Source organism: Catenulispora pinistramenti (assembly GCF_018274385.1).
Classification (GTDB): domain Bacteria; phylum Actinomycetota; class Actinomycetes; order Streptomycetales; family Catenulisporaceae; genus Catenulispora; species Catenulispora pinistramenti.
Genome location: NZ_JAAFYZ010000133.1, coordinates 1 through 14,298 on the forward strand (window position 1 = coordinate 1; position 14,298 = coordinate 14,298).

The window sequence follows — 14,298 nt, forward strand, 5'->3', positions numbered from 1 at the left end:
GCGCCTCTCAAACCGCGCCCCGCAAACCGCCCCTCAACCCGCGGCCGCGCACCCCACCCGAGCCTCGGGATACCGCGGCACCCACGGCGTATCCGACCCGGCGGTGTCCCCATCAGGGCCGCCGCGGGCCTCGCCGAGGCGGGAACCGCCCAGGCGGGTACCGCGGCCCCGGCTTCGGCCGGTGCCGGGCAGGTGTGCCGTCAGCGATACGCGCATGCGGCGCCACCAGCGGCGGTCGTGGTCGTCGGGGGGTGGGGGCGCCGCGTGGCGGGCGTAGAGGCGGACCGCTGCCCAGACCGTCTTCGGGGCGGTCGGGTCCGGCTCCATGCCGGACGCCGCCTGGCTGCCCATCAGCTCGTCCGCCAGACGGAGTCCGGTGGCCTCCATCTCAGGCGCGTACCAGGGTTCCACCCCCCAGTCGTCCGCCAACAGGCCCACAATGCCGAGTCCGCGGCCGTCCACCGCGGACTCGTCTACGTCGTCGAGGTCTGCCGCCACCAGATCCAGCGCCTCCAGCCCTCCTGCCGGTGCGGGTCTGGGTGGCGCGTGTTCCGGGTGTGGCGCGGGTTCCGGTTGCTGGCGGCCGCCGTCCGTGACGGCTATTCGCAGGACCTTGTCGTCCGCCATCCACCAGGCCACTCGGATGGTGCCGCCGGCCAGTGGCCGGGCGTGCCGTAGGGCGTTGCTCACCAGTTCCGAGAGGATCAGGACCGCGTCGTCCGCGGCCGGGGACGCCACGCGCATGCGCCGCAACGCGTCGGCCAGCGCGTGGCGGGCCGTACCGACGCTCTCAGGTGTGTACGGGAACTCTGTTCCGCCGAAGCCTCCCGCCGGTCTGCGCGCCGGGGCGCGTGTGACCGTTCGGGGTGGGCGGACTGATACTGATTCCCGGGGACTCTCCGGTTGTACGGACATGACGACCCCCACGGCTCCCTCCCTGCCGACGAGGAGCTACCTGCGGTAGATGCCCGGTTCGTCCTCAGGGAAAACGGAAACTCTCCGGTGATTCAGCGTTCAGCCCGGCCGCGCCAGGGCGCGCCGCGGCCGGGTGCGCCGTGCCGTCCCGGCCCAGCCTGGCCAGCACCGCCTTGGGCCGGTTGGAGATGATCGCGTCCACCCCGAGTTCCACGCAGAGGTCGATGTCTGTGGCCTGATCCACGGTCCACACGTGCACCCGATTCCCCATGGAATGCAGGCGTTCCACATACTCCGGATGAGTTCGCAGAATGTGAATTCCAGGTCCCGCGATGCGCACACCGCGCGGCAGCGAGCCGTCCCGCAGCCGCAGCGGCACCCGGTCCAACAGCAGCACCGTCTCCAGGGACGGCGCCAGCCGCCGGATCCGCCGCACCGACATCGCCGAGAACGACATCACCCGCACCGGCGAGGTCTCCCCCAGCCGCGGGTGCGCCAGCCCGAACCGGTCCAGCAGGGCCACCAGGTGCTCCTCGACCAGCCCGGCGTAGCGGGTCGGGTGCTTGGTCTCGATCGCCATCTGCACCGGCCGCGGGTGGTCCACCACCAGCTCCAGCAGCCGCTCCAGGGTCAGCACCCGATGCGCGCCCTCACGCCGCAGGTCCGGGTACTCCGCGTACTCGGACTCGGACTCGGAGGCCGGCTGCTTCCACGAACCGAAGTCCAGCTGCCGCAACTGGGCCAGCTCCAACGTCGAGACCACGCCCCGGCCGTTGGAGGTGCGATTCACCCGGCGGTCGTGCACGCACACGAGCTGCATGTCCGCGGTGAGGCGCACGTCACACTCCAGCCCGTCCGCGCCCTGCAGGAGCGCGGCCTCGTAGGCGGCCAGGGTGTGCTCCGGCACGTCCTCGGAGGCGCCGCGGTGGGCGATGACGGGGATCTGGAGAGCGGTACGGCGAGGGAGCGCGGGACCGGAGGCTCCGGGACGGAGCGCGACACGGGGCCCGGCTGCCGACACCGGCTCGGAGCGGCGTCGTTCGTGCGGACGCGGCTCGGGGCGGCGCAGTGGTTGCACGCTTTGAATCCTTCCAGACGAACCCCGCCGCGGTGCAGTGCGGTCCGCCAGAAAAGGCCATGTGTTCAAAACGCTTTCACCGCGCCTTAAAACGACGGACATACTGACTGTCCGGACCGGGGGTCCCTTGTCGTATCGTCGTAGCGACGAACCACCCATCGAGCACCCATTCCCAGGGGGATTAATGAGCCAGCAGCCGTACGGTCAGCCCGGCTACCAGCAGGGACCGCCGCCGCAGCAGCAGCCGCAGGGACAGCCGCAGCAGCAGTACGCGCCGCCGCCCCAGCAGCAGCAGTTCCAGCAGAACTTCCTGTGCGTCACCACGAACGACATACCGGGCTACCGCATCGACACCGTCTACGGCGAGGTCTTCGGCCTCACCGTGCGCAGCCGCAACGCCTTCAGCCAGATGGGGGCCGGCCTGAAGTCGATGTTCGGCGGCGAGCTCAAGGGCATGACCAAGGCGCTGATGGACAGCCGCAACGACGTCATGCAGCGGATGATCCAGGAAGCGATCAACCGCGGCGCCAACGCCATCGTCGGCATGCGGTTCGACACCTCGGAGATGGGCGACGTCTGGACCGAGATCTGTGCCTACGGCACCGCGGTGACCATCAGCCGCCAGGGCTGAGACCCGCCCGTCGGCTCAGCCGCGGCGTCGGGTTTGGGCGCGGCCCCGCTCCGGCGGGTTCCGCGCCCGACGCATTTGCCCGCGGACCCGGAACGCCTGACTCGTTTACCCACGACCCCGGCCGCGACCCCGAACGCCTGACGCGTTTGCCCACGACCCCGGCCGCGTTCGCCCACAGGCGCGTTTGCCCACGGACCTGCCGCGGCGGATATCGTGAACCGGTGATCCGACGCTCGCTGACCGCGCTGGCCGCCGCCCTGGCCGCCGAACTGTGCTGTGTCGCGGGCAGCTTCCTGCACGCGATGCGCCTGGTCGCGCACGTCGACGCCGTCCCGCTGAGCACCGTGCTGACCTCGCACCGGAACGCCGCCCTGACCGCGTGGCGGTCCTCGCTGACCGTCGGCGACCGGCTGCTGTTCGTCGCGGTGGCGGTGCTGGCGGCGGCCGCGGTGCTGTCCGCGCCATATCTGAAGCCGACATTCGGGCGGTTCCGCACCCGAATCACCGGTGTTCGCAGGCTGCCCCGCGTATAGGAGATAATCTGCGACCATGGCCGAGCTCGTCTTCTTCACCGGAACCATGGACAGCGGCAAGTCGACCCTCGCCTTGCAACTCGACCACAACCACAACGCCCGCGGCCGGGCCGGGCTGATCTTCACCCGCGACGACCGCGCCGGCAGCGCCACCATCTCCAGCCGGCTGGGCCTGAAGGCCTCCGCGGTGGAGGTCGAGGAGGACACCGATCTGCTCAACCACGTGGTGCAGATGATGTCCTCCGGCGGCAAGGTGGACTACGTGGTGGCCGACGAGGCGCAGTTCTACACCGAGGACCACATCGAACAGCTGGCCCGCATGGTCGACGAGCTGAGCATCGACGTCTACGCCTTCGGCATCACCACCGACTTCCGCACCCGGCTGTTCCCCGGCAGCAAGCGCCTGATCGAACTCGCCGACCGCATCGAGGTGCTCCAGGTGCAGACCCTGTGCTGGTGCGGCGCCCGGGCCACCCACAACGCCCGCACCGTGGGCGGCGAGATGGTCCTGGAAGGCGAGCAGGTGGTGGTCGGCGACACCGCGCACTCCGACGAGATCGGCTACGAGGTCCTGTGCCGCCGGCACCACCGCCGCCGCCTGACCGCCGCCCGCTCCGGCGCGGCCGCCCTGAGTCCGGACACGCTTCCGTTCGGCGCGGTCTGAGGCCCCCGGGGCCGCCACGGATTGTGAGAGACTTTCTGTTCACGAGCGCCCCGGGCGGCGCTCGAGGAGGATTTGCCTAGTGGCCTAAGGCGTTGGTCTTGAAAACCAAAGTGGCGCGAGCCACCGTGGGTTCGAATCCCACATCCTCCGCTTGCGATATGCCTCGGACCTGGATTCTTACCTAGGGTAAGAGCTGGTTTTCGCGGCACGGCGACGGCCCGGCACGAGGGCCGAATCAGGATTCTTACCGTTGCTTCGCCATCAGGCAGCAAGAAGTGGCGGGCGACGCAAAACCGTCACCCGCCTGTGCCGACCGGTCGAGCCCGGCACCCCGCCCATTACAGACGGGGTGCGGACGGGGTGCCGGGCGATCTGACTAGAACGAACCCTGCGAGACCAGCTTGATCGTCTTGCCGGCGTGGTCCACGAACGACTTCTCCATCGTCGAGCCCCAGTGCGGGTCGGCGACGATCTGGTACAGCTGCGTGAACGACAGTGCCGCGTCGGGCCGCGTCGGCTTCGGCGTCTCTGCCACGCCGGAGTCGCCGTTGAACTCGAAGGCCTCGACCAGCACACCGTCGGTGCGCAGGATCTCGACGCCGTCCACGAAGGTCTTGCCGTCGGGGTTCGGCAGGTGCGAGACCTGGACCTGGGTCCCGTCCGACAAGGTCTGGACCTCGCAGGCCGTACCCTTCGGCGGAACCGGCTTCGCCGAGCCGGCGCTGCCGACGGGGGCCGCTCCGGCAAACCCGCACTCCAGGTCGTGCACTGCCGGCCGGGGCGTGCCGACGTTGAGGGTCAGGCCCACCGCGCCGTGGCCGTCGTTGTACGTCAGCTTGGCCTGCGAGCCGTCAGTCGGGCTGCCGTGGCCCGCGTAGTTCGATGTCGTCGCGCCGCTCGGCAGGAGCTTGAGCAACTGCGCGGTCATCGACTGGCCGGTGACCGCCGCCGGGTCGGCCGGCTTCAGCGGGGCGGCCGGGGGCGGGACGTCCAGCGGCGGCAGGGTCGAGTAGGCCCCGTTGGCCGCCGCACCGACCGAGCCGGCAGCGGCGGCGGGCGGGGTCGAGGTCGCCGAGCCGGCCAGGGCCAGGTTCGAGGCGCCGCCCCCGGCGGCGTTCACCGCGCCCCCGTGGCCGCCGAACGCCGACGACAGGCTCGTCGAGCCGACCGCCACGACGGCGAGCGCCGCGGTGCCGCTCAGGACCTGGACGAACTGGCGGCGCCGGTGGCGCTGCTTGCCGCCGGCCAACGCGCCGGCGGCGAGCGGGCCCAGCGGCGGGGCCGCGCCGAAGGCGACCTCGTCGCGGAGACGTTCTCTCAACTCTTCTTCGGGATGCATCCGAGATCTCCTATTTTGCCAGTACTGCTCGTTTTCAGGGCGCGTTCAGACGGCTTCGCACAGGAAGCTCTCGCCGAGGACGGCGCGAAGATCGGCGAGCGCGCGCGCACTCGTGGTCTTCACGTTCGACGGGGTCATCCGGAGCAGGTGCGCCACGGCGTCGACGCTCAGGTCGTCCCAGTACCGCAGGACGACCACGGCTCGCTTCCTGGGCGAGAGCCGGTCGAGCGCCACCATCAGACTCATCCGGAGATCAGCCGGATCGGCGCGGCCCTCGACGTCCGGCAGGCAGTCGGAGGGCCGCTCGGCGGAACTGCGCCGCCGCCGATGGCTGAGGAACTCCCTCAGCAACACCTGCTTGGTGTAGGCGTCGACCGCTCCCTGCCGTTGGATCCGCGGCCAGGCGACGTACACCTTGGCCAGCGCCGACTGAGTGAGATCCTGGGCGCGGTGCCAGTCCCCGCACATCAAGTACGCCGTCTCCCGGAGCCGTCCGCCCCTGGCCACCACATACTCGGTGAAGTCTTCCTGCCGCCCCACAAGCCACCCTGCCTTCCGTTACGCCTGCCGGCCTCACGGCCGTCACATTCCTAGATGCGTGGGAAGGAGGTTCGGACACATCGAAAACACGATCACCGATACCGGTGATCTTGGTCAAACTCGACCGCGGTGGAAGGGCTACCCCACTTCCCACATCTGCAGCACGGCGTCCCGGTCGTAGGCCGCGCCGGCGTGAGTACTCGTGACCGCCAGCGTCTTGCTGTCCGGGCTGAAGGCGAGGGCGCCGATCATCGGTGGCAGCGGATCGCCCGGTACGTTGTCTGAGCCCAGTGAGATGAACTTGGCGGTTCGCCCGTGGGCGATATCCCACAGCCAGACCGCCCCCACCAGCCCCTTCCCTAGACCCATGTCGCCGACGACGGCCAACGTGCCGCCGTCCGGACTGACCGCGAGGGCGTCGACCGCCCCGACTCCGGGTTGCAGCGGGAGCGAGGTGGCTTCGGCGCCTGCCGCGTTCCTTTGGATGACCGGATGGATATAGGGCGTTCCGTCGGTGAAGATGTTCTTGCCGTCTGTGCTGAACACCGCGCGAGCGCTTTCGGGACCGAGTGTCGCGGTGACAGCGGCGTTCGGCACCGTCACCAGGGTTACGGGCGGGCCGGCGCTGACAGCCAGGCTTGTCCCGTCGGGGCTGAAGGACAGCCCGAAGACCGTCGAAGCCGGTCCGCCGACGGTCGCAGTCCCGAGTGTCCTGCCGGAGTCCACGGCACGGAATTCGACGAAGGCCTTGTCCCCCTGACCGCCGATCGCGAGGATCCTGCCGTCCGGGCTGAGCGCCACGGCCTGGACAAAACTGTCTTCGGGTCGGGTGTCCGAGAAGGTCCGCACCAGGCGTCCGGTATCCACATCCCACAGCGTCGGCGGGTCGCCACCGGCCGCCAGGCTCCTCCCGTCAGGGCTGAAAGACAGGGAGCTGCCCCTGAACATGCCCGGCACGGAGATCGTCCTGACGAGCCGACCGGTATCCGCCTCCAACAAGTCGACGTTTCCGGTGCCGTGTCTGGCGACCGCCACCGTTCTGCCGTCGGGGCGGAACGCCACCTGGTCGGAGTAGCCCTTGAAGCTCGCGCGGAGCGCGGACTGGGGCAGGACCGACGGCGATGGCAGGGGCGATGAGGCGGTCGGCATCGGCGACGGCATCGAAGCCGGGGCGGAACTCGGCCGTATCGGCGCGGTGTGCGCCGAACCCTCCGACGAGAGTTCGGAGCCCAGCAGGACTGCGGTGACCGCGCCGCCGATCCCCAGCGCACCCGCCGCGGTCATCAACACCGCTCGACGCGACATGCCTGCGGGGACGGCCGGATCCGGCTCTGGATCGCTCATGGTTCCATGCCACTACAGTCCGCCGCGCGCCGACACCTGTAAGCCTGCAGGGTCAGGCACCGTCGCCTTCATCGACGCCTCGCTGTCCGGGGCGGTGGCCGGATAGCCCATCCATCAGCCGGGCCCATATCGTCGGCGTATTGAAACCTTTATACGAGCCGACAACGCGCCGCGGCCTTGGCTGAAGGCATGCGCTACCGCGAATCCGCCCGACCGTCGGCCCGCCGCAAAGGAGTGGCTGTCACCACGGCCGTCATCGCCGTCGTCACTGTCGTCACCGTGGCGGCCGTCGCGCTGATCGCGGTGGTCCTGCACCGGTCGTCGTCGACGACGGTCAGCGGGGTCGGCAACCCGGGGCCGGCGCTGCCGTCCTCCGTCGTGACCTATCAGCAGGGCCAGTCCGGCAATGCCGGCGGCAAGGCTGACGGCGCAGCCGTTTCCGGCACGGTGTGGCCGGCCGCCGGCCAGGCCGCGTTCGTCCAGTCCGGCCAGTCGGCGATCCAGGCCGGGCCGCACCAGCACCCGGCGCCGATCGCCAGCGTCACCAAGGTGATGACGGCCTACCTCGTGCTCAGCGACCATCCGCTCCGGCCGGGCCAGGAGGGTCCGACCATCACGCTCACCGCGGCCGACGTCGCCGACACCGCCGCCCGCCGCGCGAAGCAGGAATCGCTCGTGGCCATCGCGGCGGGGGAGCAGCTGACCGAGCGGCAGGCACTGGAGGCGCTGCTGCTGCCCTCGGCGAACAACATCGCCGTGGTGCTGGCGCGATGGGACGCCGGCTCCAGCGCCGAGTTCGTGCAGCGGATGAACGCCACCGCGCGGTCGCTGGGCATGGCCGACACCCGCTACACCGACCCGAGCGGCTTCGAGCAGACGACCGTGTCCACCGCGGCCGATCAAGTGCGGATTGTGGACCAGGCGATGAGCCTGCCGGCGTTCGCCGGGATCGTCGCCATGCCGAGCGCGACGCTGCCGGTGGCCGGCCCGGTCCTCAACACCGACACGTTGCTCGGGCACGACGGATTCGTGGGCGTCAAGACCGGTTCGGACAACGCGGCCGGCGGCTGTTTCGCCTTCCGAGCTGTGCGAACGATCGACGGCAGGCAGACCACGATCACCGGCGTGGTCTTGGGCCAACCCGGCGAAGACCAGATCGGCGCGGGGTTGCGGGCGGCCGACGGGATGGTCAATCGGATAGCTTCGGGCTGACGCCGGCAGGAGGATCCACGTGGCCAAGCAATTCCGCATCGGGGATGTCGTCCGGATCGACGGCGACGTGCACGCCGTCCTCGGCAGCGATGTCACCTGGGTCGTGGTGAGGGACGGCGACGACGCGACGCTCATCGACACCGGCTACCCGCGCGACCACGACGCGTTGCTGGCGTCATTGGAGCTGCTCAAGGTCGCGCCGGAGTCGGTGAACGCGATCCTGATCACCCACGCCCACAACGACCACATCGGCTCCGCCGAGCGCCTGCGCGCCGAATACGGTATCCCGGTCCTGATGCACCCCGCCGAGGTGCCACACGCCCGCCGCGACTTCCTCGACCAGGTCTCGGCCGGAGCGGTCGCGGCGAACGCGTGGCGCCCCGGCGTGGCCGCGTGGGGCCTGCGCGCGGTGCGCAACGGCGGCACAGCGCACGTCCCGGTCACCGAACCCCAAGCCTTCCCCGCCCCCGGACCACTCGACCTGCCCGGCGCCCCGATTCCGCTGCACACCCCCGGCCACACCGCGGGCCACTGCGCCTACCTGCTCCCGGCCACCGGGATCGTGGTGGCCGGCGACGCGCTGAGCACCGGGCACCCCACATCCCGGGTCAGCGGACCGCAGGTCCTGCCCGCCATGTTCCAGAAGGATCTGCCCAGCACGCTGGCGAGCTTGGACGTCATCGCCGAAGCCGACGCCGACATCCTGATCCCCGGGCACGGACCGGTGCACCGCGGTTCGCCGCGGGCGGCGGTGGAGGCGGCGCGGGAACGGGGTGCGGCTTTTTAGGCGGTGTCAGGCGGGGCGGTGTCAGGCAGGCGGCTTCCGGCAGAGCGGTGTCAGGCAACTTTTGCCCGGTTGTTCGCGGCAGAGTTCGCGGCGCGCCGGTCGCCGGGTGGGATCTGTTGTCGGCTGGTGTTGCGGGCTGGCATGACTCGCTGGTGAGGCACTGCTGGATTCTGGAAGCGGCGGGGGCTGGAGTTTGCGGGCTGGGTTACGGTTTGTTTGTGGGTTTTAGAAGCTTTTTACGGCCTTCGGTCATAGTTGTGCCGGTTCGGGGTTCGGGTCGGCGGGTGTGTGTGTCGGCTGCCGGTTCCCGCGTTCACAACCCCGCCCCACCTCAGGCCTCTTCAACTCCAGTAAGCCAGCACAAGGGCAAGATCAAAGTCAAGATCAAGGTCAAGAGCTGTGGTGAAGGGCCGGGCCTCCGGCGGGCCTCGGCAACCTCAGGGAAACTAGCGCGGTTCCCTCGGGTGGCTGGGTAAGTCTCAGCGGCGGCGGCCGGTGAGGTGGTGCGGTCCGTTCCCCTCGGTCGCGTCGTCAGCCCGGGGGGTACAGCACCGGTGTCCGGGGGTAAAGTCCGCGCGCGGCGGTTGGGTGCCCGAGCTGCGGTTTTGTTCAGCGCGAACTTGACCCCCGGCCACCGGCACTGTAGGCGAAGCCCTGCCGACGCGACCGAGGGGAACGAACCGAAAACCAGCCGGAGAAGTGCAAAACGGGGAGTGCGGGTACCGGCGGCTCGGCGAGTTCGGCTCCCGGTCAGGGTACTGGCAGCGCGGCAGTCCCGAAGGTGCGCATTCTGGGCTGGCGGGCGCGGGTACGGGCTCGCCAGGCACGCCGGTCTCCGCCTGGCTGCCGAGATCGCTGCCGCCGGATGACAGATAGACCTGGCCACCAAAGCATGCCGCCTACCGCACCCGGGCATGTTCTCGACCAACTAACCACCGGCCCGCCGCCGCACCCTCACCGGCAGCCGCATCGCTAACCTGCGTCTTCGTTCCTTGCGATTGCTATTCTTCCGGCTGGTTTTCGGTTCGTTCCCCTCGGTCGCGTCGGCAGGGCTTCGCCTACAGTGCCGGTGGCCGGGGGTCAAGTTCGCGCTGCACGAAACCGCAGCTCACACGCCCAACCGCCGCGCGCGGACTTTACCCCCGGACACCGGTGCTGTACCCCCCGGGCTGACGACGCGACCGAGGGGAACGGACCGCACCACCTCAGGGACCGCAGCCGCTGAGACTGACCCGGCCACCCTAGGGAACCGCGCTAGTTTCCCTGAGGTTGCCGAGGCCCGCCGGAGGCCCGGCCCTTCATCACAGTTTTTGATCTTGCTGTTGATCTGGTCCTTGATCTGGCCTGTGTCCTTGTCCTGACTTGCTGGAGTTGAAGAGGCCTGAGGTGGGGCGGGGTTGTGAACACGCGAACCGGCAGCCGACAAACACGACTCGCCGACCCGAACCCCGAACCGGCACAACTATGACCGAAGGCCGTAAAAAGCTTTGAAACCCACACCAAAACCGCAACCCGGCCCGCAAACTCCAGCCCCCGCGCAAAGACCCGAACCCCGAACCACCCCAGTCAAGACTTGCCGCACCGCGCGCCGCCGAGGTCACACCGGTCACCGCGACGGCACCAGCCACAGCCGCGCTTGACCTTGCCCCTCGGGGCAAGGTTTATGGTCGATCCACAAGCTCCCCCGGCACCAAGCGAGGAACCATGAGGATCGGCGATCTGGCCCGTGACGCCGGCGTCACGCCCAAGGCGGTCCGCTACTACGAGTCGCTGGGACTGGTGGTTCCGGAGCGGCTGGAGAACGGGTACCGCGACTACAGCGGGCAGGACGTGCGGGTGGTGTGCGAGATTCGGCGGCTGATCGAGCTCGGCATCCCCGCGGTCCGGACCCGGCCGTTTCTGGACTGCCTCGCTGACCACGGGGCGATCGACGACTGCCCGTCCTCGCTGGCCGAATACCGGGATGCCATCGGCGATCTGGAACGCCGTATCAGGGAGCTGACGGTGCGGCGCGACGCCCTCGCCCGGCGTCTGAAGCAGGCCGCGTGCCGCCGCCCTGACCCGGCGGCTTCCGAGGACTCGAAGGTCTCCGATCCCGATCCCAATCCCGATCCCCACCGCGAGACCGCTGGCGATCCCAACCCCCAGGAACCCTTCGTGGACAACTACTACACGCTCCCGTCCGGTCTGCCGGTTCCCCAGGACGACGGCGCCGCCGACCACCTGCCCGGCATGCCGGTGCCCGAACTCGCGCTTCCCAGCACCGCCAACGAGGACATCGGCCTGGCGGCCCTGGGCAAGGACCGGACGATCCTCTACCTCTATCCGCTCACCGGTCGTCCGGAGGAGGACATCCCCGAGGGCTGGAACTCGATCCCCGGAGCCCGGGGTTGCACCACCGAAGCCTGTGATTTCCGGGACCACTACGAGGAACTGTTGGAAGCCGGTGCGGCGCGGGTCTTCGGACTCTCCAGTCAGGACACCGCCTATCAGCAAGAGGTGGTCGACCGGCTCCGGCTGCCCTTCGCGATGCTGTCCGACACCGCGTTCCGCCTCGCGGGAGCGTTGAGTCTGCCGACGTTCGACTTCCGCGGCGAAGCCCTCTACAAGCGGATCACGCTCGTGGTGCGCGACGGCGCGGTCGAGCACGCCTTCTACCCGGTCTTCCCGCCGGACCGGCATGCGGGGCAAGTCCTGGCCTGGCTTAAGGAGAATCCCCTATAACTTCCCGGTCTGGAAGGTCCCGGTGCGGCTGCCGGCTCAGCCGCTGAGTGAGCCGGCGTCGGACCTGGCGTTCGCAAGGTCCTGATTCACGGCGGACGCCGCCGCGTCGAGCGCCGCCTGGGTCGCCGATCCCTGTTGGTACTGCCCGGCGGTGACCACCCACTGGCCCAGGTGGGTCTTGGCCTTCGCCATGTCGTCCAGCCACTGGCTGAGGGCGCCGCGGTGGTCGCCGTCGTAGGCCGCGGCGGCTTGCTGTTCGGCGTCCAGATAGGACGTGTCGGCCTCGGGATTGGGCGTCGAGCGGAACTTCGCCAACGCCGCGGCCGGTGACTGCGGGTCGCCGAAAGCGTCGTCGTATGCTGACATGCTCGGGTAGCGCGTGTGGCCGACTATCTTCTGTCCGGAAGCCAGCAGACCCGCGTAGTGCTGGACCGATGCCATCAACAGCCCAGTGGCCTTCGACGAGTCCTCGGGCGCCGAAGGGGACGCGCCGCCGGTCGGCGCGCTGTCAGAGTCCGTATTCGTGGCGCCGGCGACCGGGGCTGCGGGCTTCGGGTCGGAGCCGTCGAAGGCACCGCAGGCCGCGGCCAAGGCGAACACCACCGCCACCGCCGCCAGCCCATACATCACCAGTAGGCCCTGCTGCTGCCCCATGCCCAGCATCCGGCGCAGCGGACGGCCACGCCGGCCCCGGCCCGGATTCCAGTCAATCTTCGGCACCCCGAGAACCTATCGCCCAGCAGCGGTTATTCACCAGGTGGTCAATAGCCGGTACCGGGTGGGACGACGGGCGTTTGAGACTGAACGTGCCCCTTAACCTTCGCTTCAGTAAGGCGGGACAACCTCTGGCGCCATGACCGATAGCCCGCGACTCCCCAAAGGGGTCTGGATAAACACCTCGCTCGCCGTGGTGGTAGCCGCCGGTGGAGCGGGCGCCTGGGCGCTGCTCGGCTCGTCGAACTCCGGCAAGTCAGCCGCCGGCCGCACCGTGGCCGTACAGCGGGGGAACGTCACCGCCGAGGTGTCCGCCTCCGGCAATGTCACCCTGCCCACCGAACTCGATCTCGCCTTCACCGCGTCGGGCACGGTGACCGAGGTCGACGTGAAGCCCGGTGACGTGGTGAAGGCCGGCCAGGTGCTGGCCAAGATCGACCCGACCGACGCGAACCAGCAGCTGGCCTCGGCGCAGGCCCAGCTGACCACCGCGCAGGCCCAGCTGACGAAACTGCAGCAGGGCCAGACCCCGCAGCAGGCGACGCTGAGCCAGCAGCAGCTGACCACCGCGGCCGACTCGCTGAACTCCGCGAAGACCTCGTTCTCCGACGCGGAGAACAGCATCTCGGTCGACGCCCAGACGCTGGCCTCCGCGGTCACCACGGCGCAGAACTCGCTGAGCGCGGACCAGGCACTCCAGTCCCAGGACTGCGCCGCCACCGCCGCCGCGAAGAACCCGACCGCGTGCACCCAGGACGGCAACAAGGTCGCGCAGGACACCAACGCGGTGAACCAGGCGGAGAACGCGCAGAAGTCCGGCGCGCAGAAGGACACCCAGTCCCTGCACCAGGCGCAGTCCTCGCTGACCCAGGCACAGAACTCCTACCAGACGGCCGTGGACCAGCAGGCGGTCGCCGCCGCGCCGGCCACGCCGGACCAGATAGCCTCGGCCAACCAGGCCATCGTCAACGCGCAGAACTCGCTGTCCACCGCCCAGAAGGGCGTCACGGGCACGGTCATCACCGCCCCGCAGGCCGGGACGGTCCTGTCGGTCGGCGGTTCGGTCGGCGACTCGGTGAGCGCCGGGTCCGCCTCCTCGACCTCGGCCGCGTCCTCGGCGTCGAGCAGTTCGGCCGGCGGGACTACTGGGGGTTCGGCTGGCGGTTCCTCCGGCTCCTCGAGTTCGACCTCGTCCTCGGCCAGCGGCGCCAAGTCCGGCAGCGGCTTCGTGGTGCTGGGCGACATGGGCGCCCTGACGGTGCGCGCCGAGTTCGCCGAGACCGACGCCTCCAAGCTGAAGGCCGGGCAGTCCGCGCAGGTCTCGATCAACGCGATCCCCGGCTCCGCGCTCACCGCGAGCGTGCAGGAGGTCGACCCGACCTCGACCGTGGTGTCGAACGTCGTCGAGTACGGCGTCACGCTCCAGTTCAGCAGCGGCCAGCAGGAACTGGCCACGCTGAAACCGGGCCAGACGGCCTCGGTGTCGGTGACCACCGACAGTGTGACCAACGTGCTCTACGTGCCGTCCTCCTCGGTCACCACCCTCGGCGGCCAGAGCTTCGTCACGGTCGTCGACGGCAAGACCCAGACCCAGACCCCGGTGCAGATCGGCGTGGTCGGCGACACCACCACCGAGATCGACTCCGGGGTGAACGAGGGCGACCAGGTCCTGCTCTCCTCGCGCACCGGCACCACCACCACCGGCGGCACCCGGGGCGGGGGCCTGACCGGCGGCGGCTTCGGCGGCGGGACCGGCGGGACCGGCGGCGGCGGTCTGGGCGCCGGCGGCGGCCGGGGCGGGTTCGGCGGGTGACCGG

Annotated in this window: 13 protein-coding genes and 1 tRNA gene; 8 read left to right on the forward strand and 6 right to left on the reverse strand. The window is 69.8% G+C overall.

The features are described from left to right. Positions 1–33 precede the first annotated feature (33 nt). Both KGQ19_RS30815 and KGQ19_RS30820 read right to left on the reverse strand, forming a co-directional pair. Positions 34–915, reverse strand: coding sequence for an ATP-binding protein (locus KGQ19_RS30815; RefSeq protein ID WP_212015584.1), 882 nt, complete (start codon positions 913–915; stop codon positions 34–36). 64 nt (positions 916–979) lie between these two features. Continuing rightward, positions 980–1,858, reverse strand: a complete 879-nt coding sequence (locus KGQ19_RS30820) for a glycerophosphodiester phosphodiesterase (RefSeq protein WP_438801885.1) — start codon at positions 1,856–1,858, stop codon at positions 980–982. Positions 1,859–2,177: 319 nt separating this feature from the next. On the opposite strand from KGQ19_RS30820, the gene KGQ19_RS30825 reads away from it, so the two are divergent. The 4 genes from KGQ19_RS30825 to KGQ19_RS30840 all read left to right on the forward strand — a co-directional run bounded on the left by KGQ19_RS30825 (position 2,178) and on the right by KGQ19_RS30840 (position 3,971). Beyond that, a complete protein-coding gene (locus tag KGQ19_RS30825) occupies positions 2,178–2,624 on the forward strand; it encodes a YbjQ family protein (RefSeq protein ID WP_212015588.1) in 447 nt (148 codons plus the stop codon). Positions 2,625–2,845: 221 nt separating this feature from the next. Next, the gene (locus KGQ19_RS30830; RefSeq protein ID WP_212015590.1) at positions 2,846–3,157 is read left to right on the forward strand and encodes a hypothetical protein; all 312 of its coding nucleotides are present in this window, start codon (positions 2,846–2,848) and stop codon (positions 3,155–3,157) included. Positions 3,158–3,173: 16 nt separating this feature from the next. Continuing rightward, entirely contained in the window at positions 3,174–3,821 is a 648-nt protein-coding gene (locus KGQ19_RS30835; RefSeq protein WP_212015592.1) for a thymidine kinase, read from the forward strand. Positions 3,822–3,886: 65 nt separating this feature from the next. Further along, positions 3,887–3,971 (forward strand) — tRNA-Ser (locus tag KGQ19_RS30840). 226 nt (positions 3,972–4,197) lie between these two features. On the opposite strand, the gene KGQ19_RS30845 is transcribed toward KGQ19_RS30840, so the two are convergent. The 3 genes from KGQ19_RS30845 to KGQ19_RS30855 form a co-directional block, all read right to left on the reverse strand. Next, on the reverse strand, positions 4,198–5,160 hold the full coding sequence (locus KGQ19_RS30845; RefSeq protein WP_212015595.1) for a hypothetical protein: 963 nt from the start codon (positions 5,158–5,160) through the stop codon (positions 4,198–4,200). A 45-nt stretch (positions 5,161–5,205) separates the two neighbouring features. Continuing rightward, positions 5,206–5,700 carry a SigE family RNA polymerase sigma factor gene (locus KGQ19_RS30850; RefSeq protein ID WP_212015597.1) on the reverse strand — a complete coding sequence of 165 codons (495 nt, stop codon included), beginning with the start codon at positions 5,698–5,700 and terminating at the stop codon, positions 5,206–5,208. A gap of 138 nt (positions 5,701–5,838) precedes the next feature. After that, positions 5,839–7,044 (reverse strand): WD40 repeat domain-containing protein, encoded by a 1,206-nt coding sequence (locus KGQ19_RS30855; RefSeq protein WP_212015599.1) that lies wholly within the window; start codon positions 7,042–7,044, stop codon positions 5,839–5,841. Between the two features lie 189 nt (positions 7,045–7,233). Between KGQ19_RS30855 and KGQ19_RS30860 the strand changes: the two genes are divergently transcribed. From KGQ19_RS30860 to KGQ19_RS50155, 3 genes are all read left to right on the forward strand, one after another. After that, positions 7,234–8,256 carry a D-alanyl-D-alanine carboxypeptidase family protein gene (locus KGQ19_RS30860; protein WP_212015601.1) on the forward strand — a complete coding sequence of 341 codons (1,023 nt, stop codon included), beginning with the start codon at positions 7,234–7,236 and terminating at the stop codon, positions 8,254–8,256. Between the two features lie 19 nt (positions 8,257–8,275). Next, on the forward strand, positions 8,276–9,043 hold the full coding sequence (locus tag KGQ19_RS30865; RefSeq protein WP_212015603.1) for an MBL fold metallo-hydrolase: 768 nt from the start codon (positions 8,276–8,278) through the stop codon (positions 9,041–9,043). A gap of 1,704 nt (positions 9,044–10,747) precedes the next feature. Then, on the forward strand, positions 10,748–11,767 hold the full coding sequence (locus tag KGQ19_RS50155) for a MerR family transcriptional regulator (RefSeq protein WP_230419711.1): 1,020 nt from the start codon (positions 10,748–10,750) through the stop codon (positions 11,765–11,767). 36 nt (positions 11,768–11,803) lie between these two features. Here the strand turns inward: KGQ19_RS50155 and KGQ19_RS30880 are convergent, their stop codons facing one another. Continuing rightward, a complete protein-coding gene (locus KGQ19_RS30880; RefSeq protein ID WP_212015611.1) occupies positions 11,804–12,487 on the reverse strand; it encodes a hypothetical protein in 684 nt (227 codons plus the stop codon). 133 nt (positions 12,488–12,620) lie between these two features. On the opposite strand from KGQ19_RS30880, the gene KGQ19_RS30885 reads away from it, so the two are divergent. Beyond that, positions 12,621–14,294 carry an HlyD family efflux transporter periplasmic adaptor subunit gene (locus KGQ19_RS30885; protein WP_212015613.1) on the forward strand — a complete coding sequence of 558 codons (1,674 nt, stop codon included), beginning with the start codon at positions 12,621–12,623 and terminating at the stop codon, positions 14,292–14,294. The last annotated feature ends 4 nt before the right edge of the window (positions 14,295–14,298 follow it).